At 41.5% G+C, this 15,555-nt stretch carries 13 protein-coding genes; 10 read left to right on the top strand and 3 right to left on the bottom strand.

The window, feature by feature from the left end; genetic code table 11:
- The first annotated feature begins 26 nt into the window (after positions 1-26).
- Positions 27-1,232, top strand: coding sequence for a hypothetical protein (locus M030_RS0118170; RefSeq protein ID WP_027374805.1), 1,206 nt, complete (start codon positions 27-29; stop codon positions 1,230-1,232).
- Positions 1,233-1,359: 127 nt separating this feature from the next.
- Positions 1,360-2,154: a hypothetical protein gene (locus M030_RS24455; protein WP_051585163.1), complete on the top strand. Its 795-nt coding sequence runs from the start codon at positions 1,360-1,362 to the stop codon at positions 2,152-2,154.
- Positions 2,155-2,273: 119 nt separating this feature from the next.
- Here M030_RS24455 and M030_RS26020 read toward each other — a convergent pair whose 3' ends face one another.
- From M030_RS26020 to uvrB, 3 genes are all read right to left on the bottom strand, one after another.
- Positions 2,274-2,492 (bottom strand): hypothetical protein, encoded by a 219-nt coding sequence (locus M030_RS26020; protein ID WP_316931429.1) that lies wholly within the window; start codon positions 2,490-2,492, stop codon positions 2,274-2,276.
- Entirely contained in the window at positions 2,489-3,853 is a 1,365-nt protein-coding gene (locus tag M030_RS24460; RefSeq protein WP_316931430.1) for a Na+/H+ antiporter, read from the bottom strand. The genes M030_RS26020 and M030_RS24460 overlap by 4 nt, the downstream gene beginning before the upstream one ends.
- A 186-nt stretch (positions 3,854-4,039) precedes the next feature.
- Entirely contained in the window at positions 4,040-5,980 is a 1,941-nt protein-coding gene (gene uvrB, locus M030_RS24465) for an excinuclease ABC subunit UvrB (RefSeq protein WP_228375310.1), read from the bottom strand.
- A gap of 426 nt (positions 5,981-6,406) precedes the next feature.
- On the opposite strand from uvrB, the gene hxlB reads away from it, so the two are divergent.
- The 8 genes from hxlB (at position 6,407) to M030_RS0118225 (ending at position 15,462) form a co-directional block, all read left to right on the top strand.
- Complete coding sequence (gene hxlB, locus M030_RS0118190) at positions 6,407-6,970, top strand: 6-phospho-3-hexuloisomerase (protein WP_027374806.1); 564 nt, start codon at positions 6,407-6,409, stop codon at positions 6,968-6,970.
- Between the two features lie 38 nt (positions 6,971-7,008).
- The gene (gene hxlA, locus M030_RS0118195; RefSeq protein WP_027374807.1) at positions 7,009-7,638 is read left to right on the top strand and encodes a 3-hexulose-6-phosphate synthase; all 630 of its coding nucleotides are present in this window, start codon (positions 7,009-7,011) and stop codon (positions 7,636-7,638) included.
- Between the two features lie 131 nt (positions 7,639-7,769).
- A complete protein-coding gene (gndA, locus tag M030_RS0118200; protein WP_027374808.1) occupies positions 7,770-9,167 on the top strand; it encodes an NADP-dependent phosphogluconate dehydrogenase in 1,398 nt (465 codons plus the stop codon).
- Positions 9,168-9,178: 11 nt separating this feature from the next.
- Positions 9,179-10,699: a glucose-6-phosphate dehydrogenase gene (gene zwf, locus M030_RS0118205; RefSeq protein ID WP_027374809.1), complete on the top strand. Its 1,521-nt coding sequence runs from the start codon at positions 9,179-9,181 to the stop codon at positions 10,697-10,699.
- Positions 10,692-11,420: a 6-phosphogluconolactonase gene (pgl, locus tag M030_RS0118210; protein ID WP_027374810.1), complete on the top strand. Its 729-nt coding sequence runs from the start codon at positions 10,692-10,694 to the stop codon at positions 11,418-11,420. Before zwf ends, pgl begins: the two co-directional genes overlap by 8 nt.
- 14 nt (positions 11,421-11,434) lie before the next feature.
- Positions 11,435-12,310 carry an AraC family transcriptional regulator gene (locus M030_RS0118215; RefSeq protein ID WP_034722848.1) on the top strand — a complete coding sequence of 292 codons (876 nt, stop codon included), beginning with the start codon at positions 11,435-11,437 and terminating at the stop codon, positions 12,308-12,310.
- A 63-nt stretch (positions 12,311-12,373) separates the two neighbouring features.
- Positions 12,374-14,020 carry a glucose-6-phosphate isomerase gene (pgi, locus tag M030_RS0118220; RefSeq protein ID WP_027374812.1) on the top strand — a complete coding sequence of 549 codons (1,647 nt, stop codon included), beginning with the start codon at positions 12,374-12,376 and terminating at the stop codon, positions 14,018-14,020.
- Between the two features lie 290 nt (positions 14,021-14,310).
- Complete coding sequence (locus M030_RS0118225; protein ID WP_027374813.1) at positions 14,311-15,462, top strand: iron-containing alcohol dehydrogenase; 1,152 nt, start codon at positions 14,311-14,313, stop codon at positions 15,460-15,462.
- The last annotated feature ends 93 nt before the right edge of the window (positions 15,463-15,555 follow it).

Raw genomic sequence — 15,555 nt, forward strand, 5'->3', positions numbered from 1 at the left:
ATATATTGTTAAATATTAAAAAAAGTATGGAAGCAAACCTACCTGAAATTGAACTATGCGGTACCAAATTTCAATTTGATATTGATAGATTAGTTCTAATTGAAAAAAATGATCCAAATAATCTGTTGTTTTTCAACGAAATGCTTGATCATCTTACCCATTACGAATTTTTTTACAGTAAAATAAATAAAAATATTCTTACGGAAAGATCTTTTGGTCCCGCTGATGATATTTTTAATGAATCCGAAAAAAGTAAGGAAGAATTTGCGCAGTCAACAGTAAAAGTAAGCGTTCCACGAATTGCTGAGATTGATCCGGAAGGTATGATGCGGAAATACGGCTGTAGTGTGGATGACATTAAAAATAAAACTGATTTTGACATCATCGTGGATCAGGAGGTCCTCAGACGAAGGGTATCTGGTGAACGCGTAAAAATTGATATTGCGGGTATAGTTTATGAAATAGATGCCATTGCTAATTCACTTCGACCACTGAACGGCGATTTGGATAGTATCAAATTAACAGCGTATCGGTATGATTATTTTATTGATGATGAAAGTTGCTATTACTTATACTGCAATACGAATGACGGCCGTATCGTCGATCTGCTTCGAGACCAAACGGTCGAAAATTCAATAGAGTTTAAAGTTCCGGATCTTACAAACTTAGATCCAATTGCAGTTATCAATAATTTTCATTTCCTCACAGATCTTGAACTATATTACCAGGATCTTAAAATGTTTCATATTGCCGAACCGTCACATCAGCAGATCAATGGTGCCGCTTTGCTAAACAGTGATTTTACGGTTAAAAATCCAGATCTGAAGACCTTGATCCAGATCTCAGAAAATGATCCTGATTTTACTCTGCAAGAATACCGAAATTATATTATTGCGAGTAGCAATGACACTGGCTATCCTGGTAAAGACCTGACCATAATCTATGAAAAAAACAACGAACCGTATAATGCACAGGTGATCATCCCTTTATCTGAACATTCAGCCAGCAATATGAAGCAGTCAGGTGTAGATGAAGCAATGAAACATATTGACTGTTTTGTCGATAAAGCCAATAATATATCCAGTAATTCTATATTGAGCAGGCTTCTTCCAATTAATAAATATCTTGAACTGTACCATTCGCAAGATCAAATAGAAGCTAAAAAATTATTGATCAAAAATGAAAAATCAGCAATAGAGAATCCCAAGAAAAGAAAGCGGCCAAAATTTTGAAATTTTGGAATTGGATAGGAAAATTCAGGAAAAATGGTACCTCAATGTTCTGCAATTCACCAAAAGTTAGCTCTACGGAAGAATTTAGCTCAGCAATTAAATTAATAAAAATAATAAAAGCTGAGTTATGGAAAAAGAACTACCGATCTATACAGATCCAGATTACGGAATCGAGTTTATTGTTGATGTGGAGAAATTCGAATTTCGGGAAAGGGCCAACCCCGAAAACCGTTACACATTAGAAGATATGATCGATCTGGAGGAAGAAGGATATCGCTTTGATCATTTCGACAAGACGAGTAGACAGAATTTAACTATAACTCCTCCACAGTTTGTAACGCTTGCCCCTAGGGAGATGGCAGAAAAGTATAATAAGGCTGTTGAGGAAATTCTTTTGCTGACCGATTTTGAGCTCATGGTCGATCAGGAGGCACTGACAAGAAGAATTAAACATGGAGAACTTCCAACGGTTGAAATTGGAGGGCACATCTTTTATGCTGATGCAAGGATTGATCTTTTAAGGCCTAAAGATGTTCTATCAACAATGGGTATACGTTTTGATGATCTGGAGGATTGGTATGTGGAGGATAAAAATGTCTATGCCTTTCCTTACGATCCCAAAAATTTTGAAATAGGAGATCGAGAATGGGATAAAATACTAGACTACCCCATAGATTTAATTTTTGTTGAAATTCCTTATTCAAGAACCCTTGATCCGGTGGGCTGGAACCGAAGAAATGGATGGGAGGAAATGGAAGGTTTGAAAGAAACAGGCCTCAGACTTGACTTTAAGGCTGAGTTGGTGTCGTGGAATAAATCTGGAATTGATGAAATTATCTCGGAAAATAGACTTAAACAGCCGATCAGGGAAGCAGTTAAAGACAATGAAAGGAAAGAACATAAGAAAAGGCGGAAATTATAGGAACGAGGTTATTACTTTACTCGAAAAGTTAAAAACTTGAATGACAATTAATGCAGGAATCAGTGCCTTACTGATTCCTGCAATTAAAAGATCAATAAATATTCAACTATACTACAATTCTAGAAAGATGAATATTGTAGTCTTTCTTCTTCAAGATCAAGACGCATCAGATGTTTTTTTATTATATCCTCATCCAGATCTTTGTATTCTGCATTTTTTTTCAGCAGCCATCGTCTTTGAAATTCCAAAAGATCTATATAGAGATTTTTGGACGGAGCAGTTCGGCATACATTTTCGACATCATTATATTTTTTCTCCCACTTTGCTACCATGTTCATGACATGGGGATAATCCTGGATTTTATCACCGTATTTGTCCTGGAGGTAATGGACAGTTCCGCTGTCATTTCCTTAAAAAGACTGGCGCTGATCTGTTCTTCGGACATTTCGTTTTCTTCGGAAGGTAAGTTCAGTTTTTTAATGAGAAGGGGGAGAGTTAATCCCTGAACAACAAGAGTTAATAGGATGACTACAAAAGTGACAAATAAAATGAGGCTTCTTTCCGGGAAAAGCTGACCGTTATCCATATAAACCGGAATAGAAAGTGCTGCAGCTAAAGAAACCACTCCGCGCATCCCTGACCAGCCAAAGAAAACCGGGAATTGCCATCCGTGGTTCTGGGCAGCTGCGACCGTCGTAAATTTTCTTGCAATGAATGTCGCAATTACGGCGGCATAAGAAGAGATAAACCGGATAAGTATTACAACGCCGGTAATCAAGACACCATATCCGATAGCTTTTGAAATGCTTACATTTTCAAGCTCTGCAATAATCTGGGGAAGGTCAAGACCGATCATCATGAAGACTGTACCGTTTAGTATAAAGCCCAGGCAGTTCCACACACTTATTGTCCGTAATCTGGAAGAACTGCTCAAAAACTTATGCTGGTTATAGGACAGAAACAGTCCTCCCGATACAACAGACAATACACCGGAAGCGTGAGTTTCTTCAGCCGCAAGGTACATAATGTAGGGAGCAATGAGCGTTAAAATGGTATCTATATTAACATCTGTATCCAGTTTTTTATGTACTTCCATAAAGATTTTTCCTGTCAGAATACCAATTCCCACGCCACCGATCACCATCCAGAAAAAGCTTCCCAAAGCTTCATACCAAACAAAATGTCCGGTCATTACTGCGGCTATGGCAAAATGAAATATGATCAATGACGAGGCATCATTCAGTAGGCTTTCGCCCTCCAGAATAGCGGCGGAACTTTTGGGTATTTTCACATTTTTAAGAATTGCCCCCGCACTTACGGCATCCGGCGGCGATACAATTCCACCCAATAAAAAACCCAGGGCCAGGGTAAAACCGGGAATAAAATACCAAGCGGTAACTCCAACTGCGAAGGCAGTGAAGAATACAACCAAAAAGGCAAAACTGCTGATAATCCTGCGCCATTTCCACAGCTCTTTCCATGAAATATTCCATGCTGATTCGTAGAGCAGGGGAGGTAGGAATATAATGAAAATTAGCTCGGGATCAATTGTTATAACCGGGACACTGGGAATGAAGCTAACAGCTAATCCTGCCAATACTAGTAAAATAGGATAAGCGATCCTGATCTTTCTTGCCAGAATAATCAAAAGAGTAATCAATACTGCAAGGATCAGATAAAAAATAAATTTTTCTTCCATTTTGCAAAAATAATATTCCTAAACTTGATGGTGTAGAAGGATCCTACAACTAATTCAACACTATATAGAATTGCACATTATTTTAATGTGCAATTCTATATAGTGCAGCGTTATTGCATCTTTGTATGATATATTTAGCGGGATCTAAGCCCCTCAGTATCGTTAAAAACTATCGGATGCGAATACTTAGATATAGATGAACTGTCTATAGAGACCGTCTAATTTAAGGCGGATTTCATCTGTCAGTTTTTCATCATGATCGTCTGATGCAGCAACAAGCTGACGTTCCAGTTCAGTTATCCTTTCGCAGAGCTCCTCAAGATTCTGACAAAATGCTTCTGTGTGGGTGAAGTTTTTTCCTTCGCGGGGTTCCTCCGCATTTGGTCTACGGCTGGAGGAAACGGGACAAACATGATTTTCTTCGTTGAAAGCAATTTGGCGTTTTCGGCGACTTTCGGTTTCGTCAATAGCTGCCTTCATTGCCGGGGTGATCTTGTCGGCATACATAATAGCTTTTCCGTTGACATTACGTGCTACACGGCCAATCATCTGTATAAGTGCACTTGCTGACCGCAGAAATCCAGCCCTGTCAGCATCAAGTATTGCAATCAGTGAAGCCTCCGGAATGTCGAGCCCCTCCCGCAACAGACTGATACCTATCAGGATGTCGAATTCTCCGGCTCTGAGATCATTGAGAATTTCAGTTCTTTCTAAGGTCTTAAAATCCGAGTGTAGATATCTCACGCGGAAACCTTCGCTCTGGATATAGCCACTGAGTTCTTCGGCGGCGGCTTTTGTCAGCGTGGTGATCAAAACACGGTTGCCCGAATCCACACATTTTTTTATTTCGCCCAGCAGATCGTCAATATCATTTGCTGATGGCCGTACCTCCACAATGGGATCGAGGAGTCCAGTGGGTCTGACAACCTGTTCAACAACGCGGTCCTCTGAAACTTTCAGCTCATAATTACCGGGGGTGGCCGAAACAAAGATAGTCTGCGGTTTGATCTTCTCAAATTCTTCAAAACTAAGGGGATGGTTGTTTTTTGATGAAGGAAGTTTAAAACCATAATCTATCAGGGTATCTTTACGCGCCTGATCGCCCTTGTACATTGCCGAAATCTGCGGAATCATAACGTGTGATTCATCTATAAACAGCAGGCCATCCTTCGGTAAATAATCCAGAAGGGTAACGGGCGGCAGTTTGGGATCACGGCCACTAAAAAAGCTTGCGTAGTTCTCCATACCAGAACAGTATCCGGCAGTACGGAGCATTTCCACATCATCGGTAATACGCTGGTAAAGACGGTCAGCTTCTTCTAGTCTATTTTCGTTGTTGAGCTGTGCAACACGCTCATCAAGTTCGGTCATAATCTGGTCCGCTGCTGCTGTTGCCTGTATTTTTGAAGGTGCAATTAGAGTTTTGGGCGAAACTGAATACGCTGTTATATCTTCAAGCTCTTTGCCTGAAGCGGCATCAATAAACTTTAGTGAAGTGATTATCCCGTAACTAAGAACGATTTGTATGGCCCTGTATTCTGAATCAGCGGGAAAAATTTTTATGATATCTCCTTCGATCCGGTAGTTACCACGTTTCAGGGCACGCTCCGTACGGCTGTACTGTAAATGTGCCAGGCCCTGCTCCAGCTGGTCTATCTGAACTGTCATTCCCAGCGACAGGCGAACCTGTAATGCGCTATAATCGCTGGGTGCTCCAAGCCCATAAATGGACGAAACCGATGCGACAACAATAGTATCCCTGCGTTCAATAAGGGATTTTGTGGTGGAAAGGCGGAGTCTTTCCAAATGTTCGTTAATGGAAGAATCTTTTTCAACGAAACGGTCACTGCCGGGCAGATACATCTCAGGCTGAAAATAATCATAATATGAGACGAAAAACTCAACAGCATTCTCTGGAAAAAATTGCTTCATTTCATCATATAGCTGAGCAGTCAAGGTCTTGTTAGGTGCAAGAATCAAGGTCGGACGCTTTAGCTGGTGGATAATGTTTGCCATTGTAAAGGTCTTTCTTGAACCTGTGATACCTTTGAGTGTCTGGTGGGTAGCTCCAGATTCAATTCCCGAAACAAGTCTTGCGATAGCATCCGGCTGGTCTCCTGCGGGAATATACTATGAGTGTAATATAAAAAGGCCTTTTGACATAAGTTTCCTGTTAGTTAGTTGTAACACAAATATAATTAAAAAACTAATTCACGGTTTGCCGGTGTTCCGGGAAAATCAATGTTTCATTGATCCGTAAACTAAAGCTCTGGAATTTAATGTTTGACTACTAGACATAAAATAGTTTGGTAAGACCATAATGTGCGTCGGACTGTTATTGATCAGGCACAGTTATCTTTTTTCTGAGTTCAGCGACACCACTCCCTATACAATACAGTATTATTAAAATATAACCCGCTCTTTTACAGTGGTCAGGAAGGTCGCAAATGTATATTATATAATGTTATATGTATAATATCATGCGTCTCAGGCAACATACCTTTGTATTATCAAATCAGAAGATCTGATGATAAAATATCCTTACTACAGAAAATGGAAGAGAATAGTTCAATAAATAATTTAAATATAATCCTGGATGAAATTAAAGCGATTTCATCAGTGCTGAATCCGGTATCGCTACAGACACTGGAAGACAATTTAAAGAAAGCGGACCGTATATTTTTTGCAGGTGCCGGACGTACAGGCTTAGCACTGAAGATGGCTGCCATGAGATTTATGCATCTAGGCTTAAATGTATATGTTGTGGGTGAAACAACTACGCCCGCAATCTTAGAGAACGATCTTCTGCTGGTAGGCTCCGGTTCTGGAAGCACGCCGACACTTGTAATCGCCGCTGAAAAGGCAAAAAAACAATATGCAACTGTAATAGGCATTACAGCGGATTCGAATAGCAAAATTGCTAGCCTTTCAGACCATGTGGTGCTTGTTAATGCGGCGGTGAAGACGGACTTTGGAGAATCAGCGTCCCGTCAGTATGCTGGAAGTCTCTTTGAACAGTCTGTCCTTTGGGTCCTTGATGCTGTATTTATGACACTGTGGAGAGATTCAGGCCTGACAAAAGAGGAGCTCTGGCCGAAACATGCCAATCTTGAATAACGAGAAATACAATTAAATAAATATTAAAATTTTATATTATGACTAAGTTACAAGTAGCGATTGACTTATTGACTACAGAAGCAGCCCTTGATTTGGCTGCAAAAGTATCACCTTATGTGGATATCATCGAGCTGGGAACACCTTTAATCAAAGCTGAAGGTCTAAAAGTGATCACCGCAATGAAATCCGCGCATCCTGATAAATTGGTCTTTGCGGATCTGAAAACAGCTGATACAGGTGCATTAGAAGCAGAAATGGCATTCAATGCAGGTGCGGATCTGGTAACCGTAATGGGTGCTGTTGATGATTCCACGATCAAAGGTGCAGTAGAAGCTGCAAAAAAAGCCGGTAAACAAGTAGTAGTTGATACGATCGGCGTAAAAGACCGTGTACAACGTGCCAAAGAAGTTACAGCCTTTGGTGTGGCATTTGTTGAGTTGCATGCCGGCCTTGATGAACAGGCTCAGCCGGGTTATAACGTGCAAAAACTTATCGGTGAGGGCCGTGAGGCACAGGTTCCTTTTTCGATTGCCGGTGGTGTAAATCTTGACACGATTAAAGATGTCGTGGCTGCTGGTGCAGCAGTAGCTGTTGCCGGGGGAGCCATCTATGGTGCCCAGGATCCAGCTGCAGCAGCTAAAGCCCTGAAAGAAGCCATCACAGCATAAATCAGAAAGTCGGACTATCCTTCGAAGTCTTCTCTGTACTAACAGGGAAGACTTTATACTGCAAATCTAATCTGCTCAACTTTTAACTGTAGTGAAGAATGATATAAATAGAATATTTAAAGATTTAGAAAATGAAGACATATAATTTTGGTATAGTAGGCCTGGGTGTGATGGGCCGAAATTTATTGCTCAATATGGCGGATCATGGATTTGCTGTGGCCGGGCTGGATATGGATCAGGAGAAGGCCGGTTCATTGCAGAATGAAGCACAGAAAGACCATCAGATTTTTGCAACCGTTGATCCGGAATCCTTTGTTAAATCTCTGGAAAGCCCGAGAGCAATAATGCTCCTTGTTCCTGCGGGTTCTGCTGTTGACGGGGCAATAGGAACTTTACTTCCCTTGCTGGATGAGGGCGATATAATAATCGATGGGGGCAATACCTATTTTTCTGATACCGACAGGAGGTATCAGGAGCTTTCGTCAAAGGGAATCCACTTTTTTGGTATGGGAATCTCAGGTGGTGCGAGCGGGGCCAGAAGGGGGCCGAGTATGATGCCCGGAGGTGATAAGGTAGCTTATGAGCGATTACGCCCCATTTTTGAAGCAATTGCTGCAAAAGTTGATGATGCACCATGCGTTGAATTTTTGGGTAATGGCTCAGCGGGCAACTATGTGAAGATGGTTCATAACGGTATAGAATATGGAATTATGCAGCTTATTGCAGAGACCTATGATATAATGAAGAATGTCTATCATCTGGAGCATGAAGTGATACAGGAATCATTTGAACAGTGGAATAGGGAAGAACTGAATTCCTTTCTCATTGAAATTACCGGAGCTATTCTAAAGCGAAAAGAAGAGAATACTTTCCTGGTGGAACTGATTTCAGACTGGGCTAAATCCAAAGGGACAGGTAAATGGACATCTCAAAATGCAATGGATCTTCAGGTACCCGTGCCTGTGATCGACGCTGCTGTCAATATGCGGGACATGTCTAAATATAAATTGGAAAGGATTAAGGCATCGAAACTGCTGACCTGGCAAAATACGTCAAAAGTTGATCCTGTTGATCTGGAACATCTGAAGGCCGGTCTTTATTTCGCCATTATTAGCACATACGCACAGGGGCTTGCCCAGCTTAGGATGGCATCTGATACCTATGGTTATGGACTGAATCTGGAGACCGTGTGTAAAATCTGGCGCGGGGGCTGTATCATCCGTGCGACACTTCTGGAAGACTTCCGAAAGGCGTTCGCTTTACAGCCGGATCTTGCAAATATTCTGCTTGACAGGGAGATTGCTGCCAAGTTAAATGCATCACAGGCAGGTATCCGGTCCATCATTCGGGATGCCATTCAGAATGGTACACCTGTTTCGGCATGGATGAATGCACTGTCATATTTCGATGCTTACCGTGCAGAAAATTTGCCTACGAACCTTATTCAGGCACAACGGGATTTTTTTGGAGCGCATACTTATGAAAGAACTGATAAGGAAGGCGTATACCATACCCGTTGGGAATCTTAAAATTAAATAAAATGAAAAATAATGATAAAAAGCCAACCTCTATCGTAGTTTTTGGGGCAACAGGAGATTTGGCGAAAAGAAAATTATTTCCTGCATTTTTCAATCTGTTCCTGGAGGGTTGGTTTCCCGAGGAATTTGAAGTTCTTTCACTGGGAAGAACGGAACAGACACAGGAAGAATTCAGGAATTATATCCTTGAAAATATCAGGACATTTTCAAGAATCCAAAAATTCTCCCAGGAACAATGGAATAATTTCAGTGAGAAAATTAAATTTATCAGATTTGATATAACACAGGAGGAATCTTTTATCCGGTTGAAAAATGAACTTGATACCATTGATGTAAACTTGGGGATCAGATCCAACCGTCTGTTTTACCTTTCAGTGGCACCCAGTTTTATTGAAACGGTATCGAATAGCTTAAAAAATGCAGGTCTGACCGAGAATGTTGATCAGGACAGGATGATCATTGAAAAACCTTTTGGGTATGATAAGGCTTCGGCCGTAGCGCTCAATAAGCTCCTTTCGCAGACTTTTAAGGAAGAGCAGATCTACCGGATCGATCATTACCTTGGAAAAGAGAATGTACAGAATATCCTGGCTTTCCGTTTTGGAAATACCATTTTTGAGCCATTGTGGAATAATAATTATATCGATTCTGTACAGATTACCGTTGCGGAGACTGTCGGCGTTGAAGACCGGGGCGGATACTATGATGGGTCGGGTGCTCTCCGTGATATGATCCAGAACCATTTGATGCAGATTCTCTGCATGATTGCCATGGAAGCTCCCGCTGCATTTGAATCGTCAGAGATCAGGGACCGTAAAGTAGATGTGCTCAAAAGTGTCAGAAGGATGAATCTTGAGGATATCGGACATTATACGGTAAGAGCACAGTATATCGAGGGAGAGATTGACGGTAAAAAGAAACCTGGCTATTTGGAAGAACCCGGAGTGAATCCAAACTCAAATACCGAAACATATGTTGCGATGAAGTTTTACATTGACAATGAACGCTGGCGCGGGGTACCGTTCTATATGCGGACGGGCAAGCGCATGCAGGAAAAAAAATCTTCCATCGTGATCAGTTTCAAAGACGTCCCGTGCACGACATTTCGAGATGATCTGAATATTCTGTTCCCCAATAAACTGGTGATCAATATCCAGCCAGAAATGGACGTCAGGCTGTCGTTCATGACCAAAAAACCAGGTCTGGACATGAAGCTGAAACCGGCTGAAATGGTATTCGACTATTTTGAATGTTCATCGGAAACTCCTGAAGCTTATGAAACCTTACTCTTGGATGCTCTTGACGGGGATTCTACTCTTTTTATGCGTTCGGATCAGGTGGAGGAGGCCTGGGATGTTATCTCTAATATTCAGGCCGCCTGGGAAAGCGGAAATTCGCCAAAGATGGACACGTATGCTGCTGGAAGTGCGGGGCCTGCAGCTGCGGATGATTTATTGAAGAGACAGGGGCATCACTGGTTATCTACTTCTGCCGAAAAATTTAAAAAGGAACAAGATGCTTAATATATTTGCGACCACAGAAGAAATTTTCAAAGAAGCTGCAGCGGTTTTTATCAGTTCTGCAAATGAAGCGATTAGGCAGAAAGGATATTTTGCTGTTGCACTGACGGGCGGATCTTCACCGGAAGGCCTGTATAGGTTATTATCGGAAGATCAGTATAAAAACCAGATCGACTGGGCCAAAGTACTGATCTTCTGGGGAGATGAAAGGTGGGTGCCACTTGACAATGACCTGAGCAATGCCAGGATGTCCTATGAGCAGCTCTTGGACAGAGTGCCTGTTCGGCCGGTCAATGTCTTTCCCATGTACCGGGACGGTATAACAGCAGAGGATTTTGCTGCTGTATATAATGTATTATTAAAAGAAATGCTGGGAAGTGATGGCAGAATGGATCTCATCCTTCTTGGAATGGGACAAGATGGGCATACTGCCTCGTTGTTTCCGGGAACCGAGGCGTTGGATGAAACAGAAAATTGGGTCACTGCGTATTATCTGGAACAGCAGCAGATGTACAGGATTACACTGACGGCCCCTTTTCTTAACAGGGCACGAAAACTACTCGTGATCTCTTTTGGAGAAACGAAGGCGGAAGCTCTCAAAGAGGTTATCGAGGGACCTTATAACCCCAGAATATACCCGGCACAATTGCTTGCGCCATCTCAGGGAGAATTATTATTTTTGGTAGACAAAAAAGCAGCAAAATATTTGCACGGCAATATTTAATATAAAAAATAAATATGATCACACATCATCTGAAAGATATTCAGCATAATTCTGAAAGGGCAATCACGCCCTTTCATATTTTTGAATTGGACAGGAATGCACTGGAGGAATATAGGGAACCGCATACAAAAGACCATTTTTGTCTATTATTTGTTAAAAAAGGCAAAATGAAAATGCAGGTAGAGGACCGTCGGTACGATGTGACGGAAAATAACATCTGTGTTATATTTCCTGGACAGCTATCATCAAAAGAACAGATCAGCAGCAACTTTGAGGGCAAGATGATCCTGTTTGATGAAGTGCTGTTCTGTTCGGATATCCTTAAAAATGAGCTGAGTATTTACAATCACAACATTTCTGTCAAACTCAATCATATTGAACTGCCCGTAGCGGAGACCAAGGAAGTAGAGTTGCTGTTGGATCAGATAGAAAAACTATACCATGACCTAACATCGGTAAAGAAAGAACAGGCACGGTTTTACATCAAGATAACGTTACTTAAGCTGGTCGAGTTTGTCCACACGAAGTGGGACAAGAATAAACTGACCAATGAAAATACAAAACTCTATGGGAAATTTTTAGAATTACTGGAGCGGTATTACAAGACAGAACGTACAGTAAGCTGGTATGCGGAAAAATTGCTGATTTCACCCAAAAAATTAAATGAGATCACCAAGAAAACCGCGGGGCTGACCTCGATCGAAACCATCCACGCAAGGATCATGAATGAGATCAAGCAGCTGTTGCTGCTCTCCAGCTATTCCCATAAAGAAATTGCTTTCGAACTTGGCTTCAACTCACCCGCTGCACTTAATAAGTTTGTTAAGGCTAAGCTTGATGAAACACCCACGGACCTGCAGCAGCAATTGGCGCAAATGTATAAGACATAGGTATAAGTTGGTTGCGTGACCGCCGGAGAATTGAACTAGGTTTGTAACATAAATCTTAAGCATATGTTACCAACGGTTAATTTAAAAGATACAGCGGCTTTTCAGAAGCTTACGGCACATTTCCAGATGATAAAAGATGTGCAGATCCGCAATTTGTTTATAGAAGATCCCCATCGCTTCTCCACGTTTTCAGTGCAATGGGGCGATGTACTGTTTGATTATTCAAAAAACAGAATTACTGGAGAGACGCTGAACCTTTTGCTGGAGCTGGCAAAAGAGGTGAAACTAGACCAGGCGATTGATAAAATGTTCGCTGGAGACAAGATCAATGCAACGGAGGGCAGGCCTGTTCTGCATACAGCACTGCGCCAGCCAAAAAATGCGGTAGTTACTGTTGATGGAGTGAATATCATACCCCAGGTTCATGAAGTACTGGACCAGATGAAAAATTTCACACAGGATGTACTTTCGGGAAGCTGGACCGGATATACGGGAAAGGCGATAACTGATGTTGTCAATATCGGGATCGGTGGGTCAGATCTCGGCCCCGTCATGGTAACGGAGGCTTTAAAAGCATATAAAACGCCTCTGAATCTGCATTTTGTATCGAATGTCGATGGTACGCACATTTCTGAGGTCTTTAAGCATGTTAATCCTGAAACTACACTTTTTCTTATTGCTTCCAAAACATTTACCACCCAGGAAACCATGGCCAATGCCCATAGTGCGCGTTCTTGGCTGCTTGAGGCGGGGGCTGAAATAAAAGATATCGAAAAACATTTTGTTGCGCTGAGTACGAATGAAGCTGAGGTGGAAAAGTTCGGAATCAATACGCGTAATATGTTTGTGTTCTGGGACTGGGTAGGGGGCAGATATTCATTATGGTCCTCAATAGGACTATCCATCAGTCTTGGAATAGGATATGATAATTTCCAGGCGTTATTGGAGGGTGCCCATGAGGCCGACGAGCATTTTCAGCATGTTCCCTTTGAAAAGAACATTCCGGTAATCATGGCTCTTTTGGGGATCTGGTATATCAATTTTTATGGTGCTGAGACCTTGGGTATTTTTGCGTATGATCAATACCTGCACCGTTTTGCGGCCTATTTTCAACAGGGGGATATGGAGAGCAATGGTAAATATATCGACCGTAACGGTCATGTAGTTGATTATCAGACAGGACCTATAGTCTGGGGCGAACCCGGTACCAATGGACAACATGCGTTTTATCAGTTACTTCATCAGGGGACTAAGCTGATACCTTCGGATTTCATCGCGCCTGCTCAGAGTTTAAATCCGCTGGGAGAACATCATAAAATACTATTGTCCAATTTTTTTGCGCAGACCGAAGCACTGATGAACGGAAAGTCAGCGGAGGAAGTGATAACCGAATTGCAGGGATCAGGAAAATCGGCTGATGAAATCGAGCAGCAGCGTAAATACAAGGTATTTCAGGGAAACCGTCCGACAAATTCATTTTTGCTGAAAAAGATAACGCCAAAATCATTGGGTAAACTGATCGCTCTTTATGAACATAAAATTTTTGTGCAAGGAGTCATCTGGAACATTTTCAGCTTTGATCAATGGGGTGTTGAACTTGGTAAACAATTAGCTAATGCTATCTTACCTGAACTTCAGGAGGATCACCAGGTTCAGGGCCACGACTCATCTACCAATGGGTTGATCAATCAATATAAGTCCTGGCGCTGATTCAGGATAGGTTTTACTCCGAGTATAAAAAGCAGAAGTAATAAACTTCTGCTTTTTATACTTAATACAGTACGCTATATGCTGTATGTCAGTGATTAAATGTATAAAAATGAATGTTGTGCTCAGTGTAAAGTATTTGATTTTGAATAGAATAATGGTTGTTGTCTGCCTTTTTGTTTTAATTTCAGTTGTTTATTCATAAGGGAGCAAATGTATATCATATAATATTCAATGTATAACATCAGCGTCTGTCATTGCAGTACTTTTGTATAAGAAATTTAAAATAAAATATGAGCAAGTTATTTGTTGCCAGCGAAGTATTTCACGGAGCTGGAAGTTTATCAGAATTAAAGAACCTTTCAGGAAAGAAAGCGATCATTGTAACTGGTGGACAATCAATGAAAAGAAGTGGGACCTTAGATAGAGCACTTTCCTATTTAAACGAAGCAGGACTTGAAACTGCTGTTTTTGACGGTGTTGAAGAAGATCCGTCTTCGGAAACAAGTCTTAAGGGAGCTGCAGTGATGCGTGATTTTGAACCGGACTGGATTGTTGGTCTTGGGGGCTGTTCTGCAATCGATGCGGCAAAAATGATGTGGGTCTTCTATGAATATCCCGATGCCGATTTTGAGGCAATGACAAAACCTTTCACTGTTCCGACATTACGCCAGAAGGCTAAATTTGTAGCGATCCCTTCTACAAGTGGTACCGGAACAGAAACAACAGGTCTGGCGGTTATCACTGATAGAGAAAAAGGGGTGAAGTATCCGATCGTTTCTTACGAGCTAACTCCGGATATTGCAATTGTAGATGGAGAAATATGTGCTTCAATGCCGGCTCACATCACATCAAATACGGGGCTGGATGCTTTGACACATTGTGTGGAAGCCTATGTGTCGAATATTGAAGACAACTATGCAGATGTACTGGCAAAAGGAGGTCTGGAAATTGTTTTTCAGAATCTGGAAGAAGCGGTGAATAATCCGGGCAATATCAAGGCTCGTCAAAACATGCACGATGCTTCATTTATGGGAGGTTTAGCTTTTAATAATGCATGGTTGGGTATTGTACACTCATTATCGCATCAAGTTGGTGCCCTTTATGGTATTCCCCATGGTGCAGCCAACGCGATATTCCTTCCAAATGTGATCCGTTACAATCAGACAGCAACAAACAGATACCCTGATCTGGCCAAAATTGTTGGCAGGACATCAGCAGAGGAGCTGGCTCAGGAAATTGAGAAACTTAGAGCGTCCGTCAACAACATAGGTTCACTTAAAGCATTCGGTATTTCCCGTGAAGACTGGGAGAAAAATCTGGATTTCATCAGCAAAAATGCTTTAGAAGATCCATGTACAGGTTTCAATCCGCGTAAACCGACTTTACAGGACTTAAAAGATCTTTACAATGCTTCTTTTGAAGGCGATATCTATCAGAATTAAACAAGTTTGATGAAGAAAGTGGTTTACCCTTTAATTTAGGGTGGATCACTTTCCTCCATTTGATATTTTGGAGCTATATTTATTAAATTGGAA

Origin of the sequence: Chryseobacterium sp. UNC8MFCol, assembly GCF_000482305.1 — a bacterium.
Taxonomy (GTDB): Bacteria; Bacteroidota; Bacteroidia; order Flavobacteriales; family Weeksellaceae; genus Chryseobacterium; species Chryseobacterium indologenes.

Bases quoted from the DNA above. Each gene is read 5' to 3' on its own strand.
- zwf (WP_027374809.1), top strand. From the start codon at position 9,179: ATGAAAAATAATGATAAAAAGCCAACCTCTATCGTAGTTTTTGGGGCA.
- M030_RS24460 (WP_316931430.1), bottom strand. From the start codon at position 3,853: ATGGAAGAAAAATTTATTTTTTATCTGATCCTTGCAGTATTGATTACT.
- M030_RS0118170 (WP_027374805.1), top strand. From the start codon at position 27: ATGGAAGCAAACCTACCTGAAATTGAACTATGCGGTACCAAATTTCAA.
- M030_RS24455 (WP_051585163.1), top strand. From the start codon at position 1,360: ATGGAAAAAGAACTACCGATCTATACAGATCCAGATTACGGAATCGAG.
- pgi (WP_027374812.1), top strand. From the start codon at position 12,374: ATGTTACCAACGGTTAATTTAAAAGATACAGCGGCTTTTCAGAAGCTT.
- hxlB (WP_027374806.1), top strand. From the start codon at position 6,407: ATGGAAGAGAATAGTTCAATAAATAATTTAAATATAATCCTGGATGAA.
- pgl (WP_027374810.1), top strand. From the start codon at position 10,692: ATGCTTAATATATTTGCGACCACAGAAGAAATTTTCAAAGAAGCTGCA.
- M030_RS0118215 (WP_034722848.1), top strand. From the start codon at position 11,435: ATGATCACACATCATCTGAAAGATATTCAGCATAATTCTGAAAGGGCA.
- M030_RS26020 (WP_316931429.1), bottom strand. From the start codon at position 2,492: ATGAACATGGTAGCAAAGTGGGAGAAAAAATATAATGATGTCGAAAAT.
- hxlA (WP_027374807.1), top strand. From the start codon at position 7,009: ATGACTAAGTTACAAGTAGCGATTGACTTATTGACTACAGAAGCAGCC.
- M030_RS0118225 (WP_027374813.1), top strand. From the start codon at position 14,311: ATGAGCAAGTTATTTGTTGCCAGCGAAGTATTTCACGGAGCTGGAAGT.
- gndA (WP_027374808.1), top strand. From the start codon at position 7,770: ATGAAGACATATAATTTTGGTATAGTAGGCCTGGGTGTGATGGGCCGA.